This window comes from Mitsuaria sp. MSU3D (assembly GCF_056867975.1).
On sequence record NZ_CP200314.1, the window covers coordinates 2502669 to 2518421 of the forward strand.

Annotated in this window: 14 protein-coding genes and 1 riboswitch; of the genes, 11 read left to right on the forward strand and 3 right to left on the reverse strand. The window is 67.8% G+C overall.

The window, feature by feature from the left end; translation table 11 throughout:
* Positions 1–101: 101 nt before the first annotated feature.
* Positions 102–1031 (reverse strand): GGDEF domain-containing protein, encoded by a 930-nt coding sequence (locus AC1VNM_RS10940; RefSeq protein ID WP_377153989.1) that lies wholly within the window; start codon positions 1029–1031, stop codon positions 102–104.
* 223 nt (positions 1032–1254) lie between these two features.
* On the reverse strand, positions 1255–2712 hold the full coding sequence (gene sbcB, locus AC1VNM_RS10945; protein ID WP_483106935.1) for an exodeoxyribonuclease I: 1458 nt from the start codon (positions 2710–2712) through the stop codon (positions 1255–1257).
* 168 nt (positions 2713–2880) lie between these two features.
* Here sbcB and AC1VNM_RS10950 point away from each other — a divergent pair, with 168 nt between their 5' ends.
* The 9 genes from AC1VNM_RS10950 (at position 2881) to AC1VNM_RS10990 (ending at position 11899) form a co-directional block, all read left to right on the forward strand.
* Positions 2881–3774 (forward strand): CPBP family intramembrane glutamic endopeptidase, encoded by an 894-nt coding sequence (locus tag AC1VNM_RS10950; protein WP_377153984.1) that lies wholly within the window; start codon positions 2881–2883, stop codon positions 3772–3774.
* 135 nt (positions 3775–3909) lie between these two features.
* A complete protein-coding gene (locus AC1VNM_RS10955; protein ID WP_483106936.1) occupies positions 3910–6366 on the forward strand; it encodes a penicillin-binding protein 1A in 2457 nt (818 codons plus the stop codon).
* Between the two features lie 13 nt (positions 6367–6379).
* A complete protein-coding gene (locus AC1VNM_RS10960) occupies positions 6380–7171 on the forward strand; it encodes a transporter (RefSeq protein ID WP_483106937.1) in 792 nt (263 codons plus the stop codon).
* Between the two features lie 104 nt (positions 7172–7275).
* Positions 7276–8298, forward strand: coding sequence for a ribonuclease T2 family protein (locus AC1VNM_RS10965; protein WP_483106938.1), 1023 nt, complete (start codon positions 7276–7278; stop codon positions 8296–8298).
* A 452-nt stretch (positions 8299–8750) separates the two neighbouring features.
* Positions 8751–9119 (forward strand): energy transducer TonB, encoded by a 369-nt coding sequence (locus AC1VNM_RS10970; RefSeq protein ID WP_483106939.1) that lies wholly within the window; start codon positions 8751–8753, stop codon positions 9117–9119.
* A 16-nt stretch (positions 9120–9135) separates the two neighbouring features.
* The gene (locus tag AC1VNM_RS10975) at positions 9136–9675 is read left to right on the forward strand and encodes a metal-dependent hydrolase (RefSeq protein WP_483106940.1); all 540 of its coding nucleotides are present in this window, start codon (positions 9136–9138) and stop codon (positions 9673–9675) included.
* 108 nt (positions 9676–9783) lie between these two features.
* Positions 9784–10656, forward strand: a complete 873-nt coding sequence (locus tag AC1VNM_RS10980) for a helix-turn-helix transcriptional regulator (protein ID WP_483106941.1) — start codon at positions 9784–9786, stop codon at positions 10654–10656.
* A gap of 32 nt (positions 10657–10688) precedes the next feature.
* Complete coding sequence (locus AC1VNM_RS10985) at positions 10689–11327, forward strand: glutathione S-transferase family protein (RefSeq protein WP_483106942.1); 639 nt, start codon at positions 10689–10691, stop codon at positions 11325–11327.
* A 125-nt stretch (positions 11328–11452) separates the two neighbouring features.
* Positions 11453–11899, forward strand: coding sequence for a hypothetical protein (locus tag AC1VNM_RS10990; protein WP_483106943.1), 447 nt, complete (start codon positions 11453–11455; stop codon positions 11897–11899).
* Between the two features lie 12 nt (positions 11900–11911).
* Here AC1VNM_RS10990 and AC1VNM_RS10995 read toward each other — a convergent pair whose 3' ends face one another.
* Positions 11912–13033, reverse strand: coding sequence for a beta-ketoacyl-ACP synthase III (locus AC1VNM_RS10995; RefSeq protein WP_483106944.1), 1122 nt, complete (start codon positions 13031–13033; stop codon positions 11912–11914).
* Positions 13034–13278: 245 nt separating this feature from the next.
* Between AC1VNM_RS10995 and AC1VNM_RS11000 the strand changes: the two genes are divergently transcribed.
* Together AC1VNM_RS11000 and AC1VNM_RS11005 are read left to right on the forward strand one after the other, a co-directional pair.
* Positions 13279–14256, forward strand: a complete 978-nt coding sequence (locus tag AC1VNM_RS11000) for a GMP reductase (protein ID WP_483106945.1) — start codon at positions 13279–13281, stop codon at positions 14254–14256.
* 162 nt (positions 14257–14418) lie between these two features.
* Positions 14419–15282: a hypothetical protein gene (locus AC1VNM_RS11005; RefSeq protein WP_483106946.1), complete on the forward strand. Its 864-nt coding sequence runs from the start codon at positions 14419–14421 to the stop codon at positions 15280–15282.
* 204 nt (positions 15283–15486) lie between these two features.
* Positions 15487–15739: riboswitch (cobalamin riboswitch) on the forward strand.
* Positions 15740–15753: the final 14 nt, after the last annotated feature.

Sequence of the window (15753 nt, forward strand, 5' to 3'; positions counted from 1 at the left end):
GCCCGGAACAGGGCGTGAGGGTCCTGGAGGGAGCCCTCATGCCCTGTGATGGGCCGCGCCTGGCGTTGCGAAGTCCGTGGGCCTCCAGCGACGAGCGAGCCTCAAGCCCCCGCCAGTTCCTCGTAGCTTCCGCTCGAGATGAACACCCGGACCGAATCCCCGCCGGCCGCCTTGGCTTCGGCGCAGGCCAACTGCCCGGCGCCGAGCACCGCATCCACGGTATCGAGCGACGGCTGCAGCTGCACCACGCCCAGGCTGGCCTTCACACGCGCCCGGTGCAGGCCCCAGCGCAGGCGATAGCCGGCGATGGACGAGCGGATCTTCTCCGCGACGATCTGGGCGTAATGCTGGTCGCAGTCCGGCAGCAGCACGACGAAGTGGTCGTTCTCCAGCCGCGCGACGGTGTCAGAGGCCCGCACCTTCGTGATCAGCATCTGCCCCAGTCCGTACAGGAAATGGTCGGCGACTTCCGCCCCCATGCCTTGCAGGATCTCGCTGAACTTGTCGATGTCGACGAACAGCACCGACACCGGCTCATGCCGGCGGCTGCCGACGTGTTCGGCCAGGCGGCGTTCCATCTCGCGGCGGTTGGAGAGTTCGGTGACCTCGTCGTGCTTGGCGGACCAGGTCGGCTGCAACCGCTGCTGGCGGGCGGCGGTGACGTCGTCGAGGATCCACATCGCCTCGCCCGCCGGCTGTTCCCAGTGCACGGGCGTCGCCTGCAGCCGGCCCCAGAAGCGCGAGCCGTCGCGGCGGACGAATTCCACTTCCTCGTCCAGCGGCCGTCCCGCGCCGAAGGCGGTGCCGATGCGGGCCTGCAGCGCCTGGTGCGCCGAATCCGACACGACCGACGCGCGCTGGTCGGTGCCTGTCAGGTCGGTCTCGTCGCCGTGGCCGAACAGGTGGTTGAAGTGCTCGCTGACCACCTCGAAGCGGCCGGCGGCCACGAAGGCCACGGCCAGCGGCGCCCGCACCATCATCGCCCGCATGCGGGCGGCGATCGGGTCGGCGGCGTCGTGTTGGGATTGCATGTCGTCTCCTGGCGTTTGACGAAGGTGTACCCGTTTTACCCGGTCCTGGAAACCCCGGAAGGCCCCCGTTCCAGTGCCGCCGCGGTGCCGCCGCAGTGCCGCCACGGTGTGCCGCCGCCTGAGGCGACCCCGGTTTGGGATGCACCGTCAGGTGCAAACCACAGCCATCGCCCTGCTATGGCGAGGATTTGCAACGACACGGGGCGCCCAAAGCGGGGTTGCCTCAGGGCGGCGGCGGGGCGATCTGTTCGGCCCAGTCGTACAGGGCGGAGAGGATTTCGCCCGCGCGCTCGTCCTCCGACTCTTCGGCTGCCTGGGCTAGCGTGTCGATGCGTTCGAAGAAGGCTTCCAGCGTCTGTGCCCCACCTTCGCCCAGGTGCAGCCGGGTGGCCCGGTGGTGTTCCCATCGGGCCTGCTCGTCCGCGGTCAGGCTGTCCGGGAAGTTGCGCGCGCGGTAGCGGAACAGGATCTCGTCCAGCCGGGCGTCCTCGAAGGCGACCTTGCCCTGCGCCACGCGGTCGGCCAGCGCCTCGGGAGACAGCCCGCGCAGGCGTTCCAGCGAACGGCGGTCGTCGTTCGAGACGAAGCCGCCATACAGGTCCTCGTCGACGTCGACAGCGCCCTCACCGGCCGGGCGCTGGAACACCTGCGGCCACAGCCGCGCGAGCTCCCCGCCACGCGTCGCCAGCGTCTGCGCATGCGCCTGCCCCTGCGCGAGGTCCAGGCCCCAGCGGGCGGCCATCTCGGGCGACAGGATCTTCATCGACGAGATCACGATCGGCGACTTGTTGACGTGGATCGTCTTGATCGGCAGCCGCGTCACGCCCTCGGGCAACAGCTCCTGCTTCGTGTACATCCGCAACCGGATCGCCTCGGCGTCCAGCGCCAGCAGCTCGGCCGGATCGCTGCCCAGGTCCCAGACGATCAGCTCGTTCTTGTTGGTCGGATGCGGCGCCAGCGGCCAGACCAGCGCGATGCAGCCGCGCTCCGTGCCGTACATGCCCGACACGTGGAGGAAGGGCCGGTTCGTGCCGATCTCGGCCCAGACGGCGTCCTTGCGGCGCAGCTTCAGGCAGAAGTCCCACAGCCGGGGCTGCTTCTGCTTGATCAGGCGGGCCAGCGCGATCGTGGCGCGCACGTCGGACAGCGCATCGTGCGCCGCCTCGTGGGCCAGGCCGTTGGCGGCGGTCAGGTGCTCCAGCTTGAAGGACGGGCGGCCGTCCTCGTGCTTCGGCCACTCGATGCCTTCCGGGCGCAGCGCGTAGGCGCAGCGCACGACGTCCAGCAGGTCCCAGCGGCCGCAGTCGTTCTGCCATTCACGACCGTAGGGATCGATCAGGTTGCGCCAGAACAGGAAGCGCGTGACCTCGTCGTCGAAGCGGATCGTGTTGTAGCCCAGGCCGACGGTCCCCGGGCGCGACAGCTCGGCGTGGATGTCGGCGGCGAAGCGGTGTTCGGCCAGGCCCTGCTCGGCGCAGGTCTGCGGGAGGATGCCGGTCAGCAGGCAGGACTCCGGATCGGGCAGCGAGTCCGTCGGCGGCTGGCAGTAGACCATCAGCGGATCGCCGATCTCGTTCAGGTCCGCATCGGTGCGGATACCGGCGAACTGCGCCGGCCGGTCGCGGCGCGGCACGCGTCCGAAGGTCTCGTAGTCGTGCCAGTAGAAAGTCATCTCATGCATGGGGCGGGACGATACCTCAGCGGGGCGGCGATGCCGGGCATCGGGGCGGGCATCCGGGCGGGCATCCGGGCGGGCGACGGGAGGCGCCACAGGGCGCGCAACGGGCGTGCGTACCGCGCCTGGAAAGGACGCCGCTCCGCTTCGCGGATACTGCGGCGCGATTGCCCCATGACAACCCGGACCCCGATGCCGCTCAGCCACCTGCTCCTGTGCCTGTCGATTGCCGCCACGCTGCTGCCGGTGCGCGCGCCCTGGCCCTGGCTGTCCCTGCTGATCATGGCGGTCACCGCCGGGCTGGTGAACGGGCAGCTCACGGTCGCCGCGATGGTGCCGGTGGCCGCCCTGGCGTCGCTCGCCTGGATGGCGATCGAGGCCCGCCACCGCCCACGCCGCGAGGCCACGCTGATGCTGCTGATGCTGGTGATCGGCCTCGCGCTGGCGCTGCACCTGCTGCCCGGGTTCCTGAATCCGACCTACCTCGCGACCACCTCCGACGCCCGGCCGCCGTCGCTCAAGTACCTGAACTTCGACAAGGGCGTCGCCGGCATGCTGATGCTGGCGGTGCTGGCCTCGCAGCAGCGCAGGCGGTCGGAAGGCGTCGCGCTGGCGCCTTCGCCCGGCCTGCCCGGCCTGCCGGGCTGGGCGCTCGGGGCGGTCGTCGCCGCAACGCTCGCCCTGCCCTGGTTGCTGGCGGTGGTCGGCGGCCTCGGCCGGCCGACGCTGCGCTGGCCGGACAACGCCGGCCTGTACCTGGCGGCCAACCTGTTCCTGACCTGCGTGGCCGAGGAGGCCGCCTTCCGCGGCGTCATCCAGGGCCTGCTGGCGCGCCGCCTCGGCACCGACCTGCGCACGATGAACGGCTGGCTGCCGGTGCTGCTGGCCGCCCTGCTGTTCGGCCTGGCCCATGCGGCGGGCGGCACCGCCTACGTGGCGCTGGCGATGCTGGCCGGACTGGGCTACGGCCTGGCCTACACGCTGAGCGGCCGCATCGAGCTCGCCATCCTGCTGCACTTCGCGCTCAACGCGCTGGTCTTCCTGACCTTGAACCTCGGGCACGGTTGATGCCCTGCCCGCCGATTCCCATCAATGTGAGTCGGCCGTGTGTCTTCTGTGTACGGATTGTTGCCGTGCGCAGCGATGCCGGGACAACCCCGGATGTCTGACGATAATCCGCCGACCTGAACTCGTGCGCCCCGCATGCAGCAGATCGCTCAATTCGCTCGCACCGTCGCCCGCTCCCTGGCCGGTTTCTTCCTGGCGCTCTGGCGCCGTACCGCGCCGATCCGGGACTCGCTGCGTGAACTGCCCACGTGGAAGCGCATCGCCGTCTGGTCCGGTGCCGGCGTGCTCGCCCTGGCGCTGCTGGTCACCGGCGCGGCCGCGGTGGTCTGGCCGGGCCTGCCCGACCTGGACCGTCTGACCGACTACAACCCCAAGCAGCCCTTGCGCGTCTACACCGAGGACGGCCAGCTGCTGGCCGAGTTCGGCGCGGAACGGCGCAGCTACCTGCCGCTGGACAAGATCCCCAAGCAGATGCAGCAGGCGCTGCTCGCGGTGGAGGACGCCAACTTCTACGACCACCAGGGCGTGTCCTTCACCGGCATCTTCCGGGCGGCGATCGCCAACCTGTTCTCGTCGCGCAGCCAGGGCGCGTCGACGATCACGCAGCAGCTTGCGCGTGACCTGTACCTGACGAAGAAGAAGCTCTACACCCGCAAGTTCGTCGAGATCCTGCTGGCCTTCAAGATCGAGAGCCAGCTGTCCAAGGACAAGATCCTCGAGGTCTACATGAACCAGATCTATCTGGGTCAGCGGGCCTACGGCTTCGAGGCGGCGGCGCAGGCCTACTTCGGCAAGTCGCTCAAGGACCTGTCGACCGCGGAGACGGCGATGCTGGCGGGCCTGCCGCAGAACCCGTACTACGCGAACCCGATCATGAACCTGCCCCGCGCGCAGCGCCGCCAGGCGGTGGTGCTGCAGCGGATGGTGGACGTCGGGATGATCACGCCGGAGCAGGCGCAGCACGCGCGCGACGAGCCGGTCAAGCTGCGCACCGCGCAGGACCAGCGCCTGCCCTACGGCCAGTACGCGGCGGAGATGGTCCGCCAGGTGGTGCACGCGCAATACGGCGACGAGGCCTACAGCCGCGGCCTGCGCGTGACAACGACGCTGCGCATGGACGACCAGGTCGCCGCATACAAGGCGCTGCGCCGCACGCTGATGGACTATGAACGCCGCAAGGCCTGGCGCGGTCCGGAAGGCGACGTCGACCTGCCCGACGGCATGGACGCGCAGGACCAGGACGCCGCGATCGCGCAGGCGCTCAACGAGCACCAGGACAACGACGACCTGCGCGCCGCGGTCGTCACGCAGGTCGCGAACAACAAGCTCCAGGCGAGCCTGTCCGACGGCGACGACATCGAGATCAAGGGCGAAGGCCTGCGCTCGGTGCAGTCGGCCCTCTCCGCCAAGGCCAAGCCCGACCTGCGCATCCAGCGCGGCTCCATCATCCGCGTGCTGCGCGGCGCGCCGACCAAGGAGTTCCCCAAGGGCGCGTGGGCGGTGACGCAGTCGCCGGAGGCCGAGGGCGCGCTGGTGTCGGTCGAGCCCGACAGCGGCAAGATCCTGGCGCTGGTGGGCGGCTTCGACTTCAACCGCAACCAGTTCAACCACGCGACGCAGGCATGGCGGCAGCCGGGCTCGAGCTTCAAGCCCTTCATCTACTCCGGCGCGATGGAAGTCGGCGCGAGCCCCGCGACGCTGGTGGACGACGCGCCGATCTCGGTCGGCGACTGGAATCCGCGCAACTCCGACGGCAATTTCGACGGCCCGATGACGCTGCGCCAGGCGCTGGCCAAGTCCAAGAACATGGTCACGATCCGGGTGCTGGAGCAGCTCACGCCGGCGCGCGGGCGCGCCTGGGCCGCCAAGTTCGGCGTCGACCTCGAGAAGCAGCCGGAGAACCTGACCCTGGCGCTGGGTTCGGGCTCGGTGACGCCGCTGCAGATGGCGAGCGCCTATTCGGTCTTCGCCAACGGCGGCTACCTGCTCAAGCCGCTGCTGGTGACGAAGATCGTGGATTCGCAGAACCAGGTGCTGTTCCAGGCGGAGCCGGAGAAACTCACCGACGACCGCCGCGCCATCAGCGAGCGCAACGCGTTCATCACCGGCTCGCTGCTGCGCGAGGTGGCGATCCGCGGCACGGCCTACAAGGCGAGCGCCTCGCTCAAGCGCTACGACCTCTACGGCAAGACCGGCACGACGAACGACGCGGTCGACGCCTGGTTCGCGGGCTTCCAGCGCCGCGTGGCGACGGTGGTCTGGATCGGTTACGACCAGCCGCGCAGCCTGGGCGCGGGCGAGTCCGGCGGCGGCATCGCGCTGCCGGCGTGGATCGACTACATGCAGGTCGCGCTGAAGGACATCAAGCCCTCCGAGATCGAGCCGCCGAAGGACGGCGGCCTGGTGCAGGAGGAAGGCCCGTTCGGTCCCGACTGGGTCTTCAGCGAGTATGCGGGCGACGCGGGCCTGAAGACGATCGGGCCGATGCCGCCGCCGCTGCCGGCGTCGGACGCGGCCTCGGGGCCTGCGACGGGCGCCTCGGGCGTGCCGCCGTCCTGGTGGATGGGCGGCGATCGCAGCGGCGGACAGTGAGAGGATCCCTTCCATGACGAAAACGCTGGTGATCGTTGCGGCGCTGCTGACGGCGGCGTCCGGCGCCGCCCGGGCGGCGGATGAGGCCATCGAACCGGACCAGCCGGGCATCGTCGAATCGAGCAGCACCGTCGGCAAGGGCCGCGCGCTGCTGGAGACAGGCCTGGGCTACCAACGCGACAAGAGCGAAGGCGTGCGCAGCCGGCTGTGGTCGACGCCGACGCTGCTGCGTTTCGGTTTTGCCGAGGACTGGGAATTCCGCGTCGAGACCGACGGCTACCAGCGCCTGCGCGCGTCCGACGGCAGCGGCACCGCCAAGGTGAGCGGCTGGGCCGACACGGCGCTCGGCGTGAAGTGGCACGTGCAGGACGGCGACGCCGAGCGCAGCAAGCCGGGGCTCGCGTGGCTGTTCAACGTGGACATGGACAGCGGCTCGTCCGCGTTCCGGGGTCAGGGCTTGCGCCCGTCGCTGCGGCTGACGTCGGAATGGGACCTGCCGCATGACTGGTCGGCCGGCCTCATCGGCGGGCTGTACCGCGACAGCCGCGACGACGGCAAGCACTTCGTCGGCGGCATCCTCGGCGCGTCGCTGGGCTGGCCGATCGCGGAGGCGTGGAAGGGCTACGTCGAAGTCGCTGGCGACCAGCTCGCGTCCAACCGCAACGGCGGGCGGAGCATCTCGGCGGGTACCGGCGTCACATGGCTGGTCGACCGGAAGCTCCAGCTGGACGCGTCGATCAACCGTGGTCTGACGAAGCAGACGGCGGACTGGGTGCTGGGCGTCGGTGTGTCGATCGGGTTCTGATCGTCCGTTAGCCACGGGCTATGTCATGTGAGCCACGGGCTCATTCCCGTCGACGCCGAGATGACGTACAAAGCCGGCTGTCCTGACAGCATCGCCTGACTCCCATGCGCCTCGTTCTCCGAATCGCCGCCCTGTCGCTGGTGATCAGCGCCCTGCCCTCGGCGTGGGCCGATCCCGCGAGCGGCACCTTCACCGCCTCGCGCGCCTGCGACGCCTTCCAGTCCTTCAGGAAGAGCACCAACCCCGACGGCGCGAAGCTGTCGCCGGGCACGGGCTACACGATCCTGGAGTCGCACAACGCGGGCTGGACGCGGGTGCAGGTGCCCGGCGCGCGACCGCCGGAGCGCTGGGTGCAGAACGACTGCGGCGCGGCCGCGGGCGGTGCCGCCCCGTCGACATCGACCGCGACATCGCCCGGTGCCCGCGCGCCGTCGGGCGACACCGCCGCGGCGAACTCCGGTCAGGGCATGTGCAAGACGCCGGATCAATACGACAGCTTCGTGCTGGCGATGTCGTGGCAGCCCGGCTTCTGCGAATGGACGGCGGGCGGCCGGCGCGGCAAGCCCGAGTGCGAGGCGATGGAAGACGGCAAGCTCAAGGTGACCAACCTGACGCTGCACGGCCTGTGGCCCAACCGGCAGCAATGCGGGATCAGCTACGGCGACTGCGGCAATGCGCCGATGAACCTCTCGAAGGAGACGGTGTCGTACATCGGACCGTGGATGCCGAACTTCCTCTACGAGAAGGGCTTCGGCGAGCACGAGTGGCGCAAGCACGGCACCTGCCAGACGACGCTGAATCCGGACGCGTACTTCCGCCGGGCGGTGGACCTGGTGAAGCAGTTCAACGATTCGGGCGTTGGCAAGTACATCCGTCAGAACATCGGCGGAGCGATCTCGCGCAACACCTTCTACGAGAAGCTGAAGGCGGAAACCGGCAGCGACGCCTACCGCGACAGCGTGAAGCTGATGTGCTCGGGGCAGTACCTCACCGAGATCCAGGTGAAGCTGCCGAGGGACTACAAGGCCGGCGGAACACTGAAGGAGCTGCTGGGCGATCAGCCCAGCGGCAGCGGCGGCGGGACCTGCCGCAGGGATGAGATCCGGATCGAGGCGAGCGGCCGCTGAACACGGCGAAGCCCTACTGCAACGCGATGAACGCTGCTTGTATGCTCCACGTCCAATAAAACGATCCAGGGAGTGAGGCATGGCCGCGGCCATCGAACCGTCGTCCGCGACGGCCATCGGGCGTTGGGAAAGCGTCCGTCGACAGCTGGGCGAGCGCCTGTCCAAGAACCTGCTGGAAGAAGTCTCCCGGGAGGACCTGATCGCAACCCGGCGCCTTCGCGTGCGGGTGTCCGGTCGCCTCGCCCTGGCCCATCTTCGGGCGCAAGCTCGAAGCGATCTACGGACGAGCAGATCTTTCCCATTCTGGCTGGCGGCCTGGGCGACGACCGTCGCGATGACATCGGCGCACGCGGGCGGACCGGAGGTTCAGAAGCCCCTCCACTGCGACCGGGTCTTGCGGCCGCATGCGCCGGTCGACGCCAGCGGCCAGCGCGTGTCCGGCTCGCAACGCCGTGCATGCCCACAACGCCTTCATCCGCGAGCACTTCCCCACGCGTGTCGATGCGCTGATCAGCCTGCCGGCGATGGATTTCCAGGCCTACGGGGATATCGGCATCCTCGACGACGCGCCGGTCGAGCTGGACTCGGAAGCAGCGCTCTACGCCGGCACCTTCAAGGTCAAGCTGATGTTCCTGCTCAACACTGACGGCACGGCCTCCGACTTCCTGGTCATCTCGGACGCGCCGAGCGCGTTCCACAAGCTGTGCATCGCGGCCATGAAGCGATCCAGGTTCGTGCCGGCCACCTACGCCGGACTGCCGATCCCCGCGATCGTGGAGCGGGAGTTCGTCTTCAACATGGTGGATGACCTGGACATCTGAGGTCCAGCCCCCCAACATGCCCACCATCCTCACCCACGCCGTCATCCCCGTCGCCGCGCGACTGGGCCTGGGCAAGCCGCTCGTCTCCAACCGCCTGTTGATGGCCGGCATCGCCGCCTCGGTGATCCCGGACCTCGACGTCATCGCCTTCCGCATCGGCATCCCGTACGCGGATGCGTTCGGACATCGAGGGGCTTCGCACTCTCTGGTCTTTGCGCTGCTGATGGGACTGATCGCGTTCCTGTCGGCGCGGGCACTGCGGGCGCCGCGCTGGTGGGCTTTCGTCTTCGTCGCTCTGTCCGGCCTGTCCCACGGCCTGCTGGACATGATCACCGACGGCGGCCACGGCGTCGCGCTGTGGTGGCCGTTCTCAGAGGAACGCGTCTTCTTCTCCGCGCAGGTCATCGAGGTGTCGCCGCTGAGCTTGAAGCGCGTGCTCAGCGGGCGGGGCTGGGAGGTGCTGCAGTCGGAGCTGGTGTGGGTGTGGTTGCCAGCCTTGGCTGCGGCCATCGGGATCGCGGTCGGAGTGGCCGCATGGCGCCGTCGGCGCGTTTGACCCGGCTTGATCGGGTCTGATCGGATCGGCACCAAACCTGATCGCCGCCGCACCGGCGGCGTGAGGCTCTCCCGCTAGGATCGATTCATCCCTTCACGAGGAATCGATTTGAAGCCGAGCACGATCTACGCCCCCGACGGGTCCGCGCTGGCCCGCGAGCTGCACATCCGCCCCGGCGTCGGTGTCGCGGCTCACGTGCTGCAAGGGCGCGGCCTGCAGATCCTGCGGATGCGCGTCGATCTGCCCGCACTGATCCTCGTCGATCGCGGCATCAAGACCGTCAAGCCGGCACGCGGGGCCAGCGTGCGTGCGCAGCCCCGGCAGGCCATCCTGCTGAGCGGCAACCAGACCGTCGACTTCACCAACCTCGTCGCCGAGGGAACGCAGTACGAAGCGCGTTGGCTGCTCTTCGACGCCCAATTGCTGGACGACGCGTACTACGCGGCTCGCGTCGCTCAGCACGAGCGAAGGGGCACACCGCCCTCCCCGGTGCGCTTGCTGTCGAAGGTGCGGCCCGGCCTGTCCGACGCCTTCGAGCGCGCCACGCAAGCACTGGCACCTGACCCTGCGTTGCCCGATGCCATCGCCCGTCAGCGCGTGCTGGAGGTGATGCATTGGTTGTTGGAGGACGGAGTCGTGCTGCGATCCGCGCCCGTCGATGCCAGTGTCTCCATCAGCGTGCGCGCGTTGATCGCCGGCCGCTTGGATCACGGCTGGACAGCCTCCCGCGTCGCCGACGCGCTGGCGATGTCCGAAGCAACGCTGCGGCGCCGACTGGCCGCTGAAGGCGCATCGATGACAGCCTTGATCGTCGACGCCCGCATGGCCTCCGCGCTGACTTTGCTCCAGGCGACCACACAGCCCGTGTCTGAGATCGCCCGTTCCGTGGGCTACGAGTCGCCCTCCCGCTTCGCCGTGCGCTTCCGCGAGCGATTCGGCTTCGCGCCCACTTCCGTCCGCGGGCACGAGCGCGCGGACTGACTCAACCGCTTCAACGCCCTCATCGGAACGACATGATCACTCTCCACCACCTCGGCCATTCCCAGTCGGAACGCATCCTGTGGCTCTGCGAAGAGCTCGGCATTCCCTACGAGCTCAAGCGCTACACGCGCGATGCGGTGACGCGCTTGTCGCCACCCGAGCTCAAGGCGCTGCATCCGCTCGGCGCCGCGCCGCTGATCGAGGACGGCGACCTGCTGCTGGCCGAATCGGCGGCGATCGTCGAGTACCTGATCGCGAGGCACGGCGATGGACGTTTGAAGCCCGGCGCCGATCATCCGGACTACGCACCGTTCCTGTACTGGTTCCACTTCGCCAACGGCAATCTGCAGCCGGTGCTGCTGCGACGAATGACGCTGGGGCGCGCGTTGCCGGCGAATCATCCGGTCCTGGAGGCAACGCAGGAGCGGCTCGACAAGGTGCTGGCGCTCGTTGAAGAACGACTCGGCCAAGCGCCCTATTTCGCCGGCGCCGATTTCACGGCGGCCGACATCATGAGCGTCTTCTCGCTCACGACGATGCGGCTGTTCATGCCGGTCGATCTGGCGCCGTATCCGAACATCCGGGCCTACCTGCAGCGCATCGGCGAACGGCCGGCCTATCGACGGGCCATGGCGAAGGGCGATCCTGACCTGAAGCCACTGCTGACCTGACCACGCCGCCCGGCAACGGTCTACCTCGAATGGGACCTTCAGCCTTGGCAGGTTCCCGCCGATGTCATGGCAGGACCTCCGCCTTTGCGACGAGGGACGAGGCTTTCGCCTCTTCAACCGCGACCATGAACATCTCCCTCACCTCGACCCTGAGCGCCTTCAAGCCGTCTGCAGACAGCGGGCCGGCAAGACCTGGCACCGCGCTAAAGGGCGCCGCCGCCGCGTTGCTCGAAACCGGCCTCCAGGCGCAACTGATCAACAAGGACACGACGATCCCGCAAGCGGTCAAGGATGAGAAGCTGAAGGCCCTGTCGCCCAAGGCGCAGCAGGCGCTCGCAATGGCACAGGCCGAAACGGAGGCGGCCAGCAAGAGCGACCTGGTCGATTCGACGGCAGGTGCGGCGGACCCGGCGACGGGGACCGAAGTCGACGGGGCCTTGGCGGAGGGATCCGCGGACGACGCCACGTCCGATGGCACCGCCACGCCCGTGACCTACGACGGTGCGGTCGGCAAGGCGCCGCAGGAGGCGCCGGACCAGGCCAAGGGCGTCCTGGTGGACGTTCAGGCCTGACCCCTCGGAAGCTCAGCGCTTCTTGACGATCACGCTCCCCACCGAGTACCCCGCCCCGAACGAGCAGATCACCCCCAGGTCGCCCTGCTTGAGGTTGGCGCGGTGCTCATGGAACGCGATCACCGAGCCGGCGGACGCCGTGTTCGCATACGTGTCCAGGATCAGCGGCGCGATCTCGGCGCCGGCTTCGCCGCCGACCAGCTTCTTGATCACCAGCTGGTTCATGCCCAGATTGGCCTGGTGCAGCCAGTAGCGGCTCACGTCATTGGGCTGGATGTGCAGCGCGGCCAGATGGTTCTCGATGTGCGCCGCGGCGATCGGCACCACTTCCTTGAAGACCTTGCGGCCCTCCTGGCGGAAGGTCTTGTCCCGACCGTCGGGATCGCTGTCCTCGGCCTTGTTCATGAAGCCGAAGTTGTTGCGGATGTTGTTGGAGAACTGCGTCGCCAGCTTCGTGCCCAGGATCTCCCACTGCTCAGGCGCCGTCGCCAGATCGGCGCGCTCGACGACGATCGCCGTGCACACGTCGCCGAAGATGAAGTGGCAGTCGCGGTCCTTCCATTCCAGATGCGCGGAGGTGATCTCCGGATTCACGATCAGCACGCACTTCGACGCGCCCGAGCGCACCGCGTTGTACGCCTGCTCCAACGCGAAGGTCGCCGACGAGCACGCCACGTTCATGTCGAAACCGTAGCCGCCCGCGCCCAGCGCCTGCTGGATCTCCACCGCCATCGCCGGATAAGCGCGCTGCATGTTCGCCGCCGAGCAGAACACCGCGTCCACGTCCTCGGGCTTCCTGCCCGCAGCCGCCAGCGCCTTGCGCGACGCGTCGACCGCGATCTCCGCCATCAGCGACAGCTGGTCGTCCGCCCGCTCCTCGAAGCGCGGGTACATGCGCGTCGGGTCCAGCACGCCTTCCTTCTCGATCACGTAGCGCTGCTTGATGCCCGAGGCCTTCTCGATGAACTCCACGTTCGAGTGCACCAGCGCCTCGCGCGTGCCGGCGGCGATGGCCTCGGCGTGCTCGGCGTTCTGCAGGTCCACGTAGCGGTTGAACGAGTCCACCAGCTCGGCGTTGGTGATGACGTGCGGGGGCTGGTAGAGACCGGTGCCGCTGATGACGACGGAATGCATGTGGCTTGTCTTCTGATGTCGCCCGTTGCAGGGCCAAGGGGGCGAAGTTTAGCGAACTGCGCCCAAAAGCCCCCGATCGATGCATGCTGCACCGCAGCGCGGCGCGGACTTCCCGCAGCACGCGTAGAATGGGTCACCGGGCCCAAATTTTGGGACTCGGTTTTTTTTGGCCGGGTCCCAAGTCAAGCGCTCGCAGCCCAGGGCGTGCACTGCATCAACGCAGCCCGACTTTGCGACTTTGGACCATGGAAATCTTTGACTACGACAACATCCTGCTGCTGCCGCGCAAGTGCCGCGTGAACAGCCGCAGCGAGTGCGACACCTCCGTCGAGTTCGGCCCCCGCCGCTTCAAGCTGCCGGCGGTGCCTGCGAACATGAAGACGGTCGTCGACGAGTCCATCACCGAATGGCTGGCCGCCAACGGCTACTTCTACGTGATGCACCGCTTCGACCTGGACGCGATCGCCTTCGCCCGCACGATGCGCGACAAGGGCCTGCTGGTCTCGCTCAGCGCCGGCGTGAAGGAGGCGGACTACGCCCTCATCGACCGCCTGGCCGCCGAGGGCCTCGGCGCCGACTACATCACCATCGACATCGCCCACGGCCACGCCGATGCCGTGCAGCGCATGATCGGCCACATCAAGCACAAGCTGCCCGACACCTTCGTCATCGCCGGCAACGTCGGCACGCCCGAGGGCGTCATCGACCTCGAGAACTGGGGCGCCGACGCGACCAAGGTCGGCATCGGTCCGGGCAAGGTCTGCATCACGCGCTTGAAGACCGGTTTCGGCACCGGCGGCTGGCAGCTCTCGGCGCTGAAGTGGTGTGCCCGCGTCGCGACGAAGCCGATCATTGCCGACGGCGGCATCCGCCATCACGGCGACATCGCCAAGAGCGTGCGTTTCGGTGCCGCGATGGTGATGATCGGCTCGCTCTTCGCGGGTCACGAGGAATCGCCGGGCAACACCGTCGAGGTCGACGGCAAGCGCTACAAGGAGTACTACGGCTCCGCGTCCGACTTCAACAAGGGCGAGTACAAGCACGTCGAAGGCAAGCGCATCCTCGAGCCCGTGAAGGGCCACCTCGCCGACACGCTGCGCGAGATGGAGGAGGACCTGCAGAGCTCGATCTCCTATGCCGGCGGCCGCAGCCTCGGCGACCTGCGCAAGGTGAACTACGTGGTCCTCGGCGGAGAAAACGCCGGCGAACACCTGTTCATGTAAGCCAAGAGCCCGAGGCCCCTACGCTTCGCGACTAAGCCGAGAGGAACGCGCAATCACAGGGCCAGCCGTTGAGACGACCGGGCGAGTTCTCAGACGGACCGGCCTGCCATCTTTGGCATGGCCCGGTCACAATCGTTGGGTCCCAACCTTTGCCTCACCGCAATGCGCTTCTTTGATACCCCAAATGGCTATCGAGTTCGCGAGAACGCGAGAAGCGATGAACTCACCCCCTTCGATGACTTAGGTCCAGCTGTTGTCAATGCCCTTGATCGATTGAAGATCAAGCTCCCAAAGCAGTCCCGATTCGCGATCTATCTAAAGGACGAGGGAGCTGGCTTAAAGAACGCAACCCTTGATTCGGTCGGGACCGAAGAAGTCTTTCAACTGCACACGGCCATCGCCAACTTGAGCGACCTCGAAGAATGGAGGTCTCACATTGTCAAAGCGACCACTTCCGAGAGCCATATCCCGAGCAATCCCGCGAAGGCATCAAAGTCCAGGGACACACTGTTTGAGCTCTATGTCGCCGGCCGGTTGGCGGCCTCAGGAGTGTCTGTGCGACCTGGTGAGCCTGATCTTCTCTGCGACCGAGATGGCTTTCGCTTTTGCGTGGCGGCGAAGCGGCTGAAATCAATGGCGCAGTTGTTGACGCGTGCGAAAGAGGCTCAGGGGCAGATCGATCGGTCCGGCATGCCGGGGATCATCGCCTTGGATCTTTCACCGACGCAGGCGGACTACTTCAGCAATCGCCCCGAGCTCCAACTCGACGCCACGAACGAGCTCTCACTTCACCATCTTGGGCAGGTCTTCGAAGCGCAGTTGCGGAGCATCCGTGCACGAGTCTCCAAGAAGCACGTCCTTGGCGTCATAGGATTCACAGTGCTTAGTCGCAGGGAGCCTTCGGGACGGCTGGTAACCAGCCACGTGGTGAATGGACACCGCTTCTATGACCCGCCAACGTTCGAAGCCGACATCCACTGGCTGATCGTCGATGGCCTCTTCAACTATCGACCAACCCCCGCCTGAAAAAATGGCTGCGGTCCGGGTCGCGGGAACGCACCTGGCGGATGCCCACGCCTCTAGCGCGGCGGCCCCATGTGCATCCAATCTGGAAGTCGTCCTGCTCCTTCTTCGTTGCAATCGGAGGATGCCGCAGGTATGCCTTCCTGCGTCGTTGAGGTCGGCGTCAGCCCTCCTGCAGCCCAGGGGCGCGGCGCCCCCGCCCCTCCGGCTATGATGCCGCCCGTTGGTGCTCGCGCCCGGCCTTCCGCCGGCGCAGTTCAACGGGAATCAGGAGGGGCCGCACCCGCGCGGTCGTGGCCCCAACCTGAGCTGCCCCCGCAACGGTAAGCGGAAGGCGCGCCTCTTCTGAAAGCTGAGAGCGTGCGGCTCGTGTCTGAAAACCACTGGACGGTCGTCCGGGAAGGCAACACGGGTTCATTCTTCCGACAGCCCGGATACCGGCCAACAGGCGGATCGTCGCCGTCCCTCCAGGGG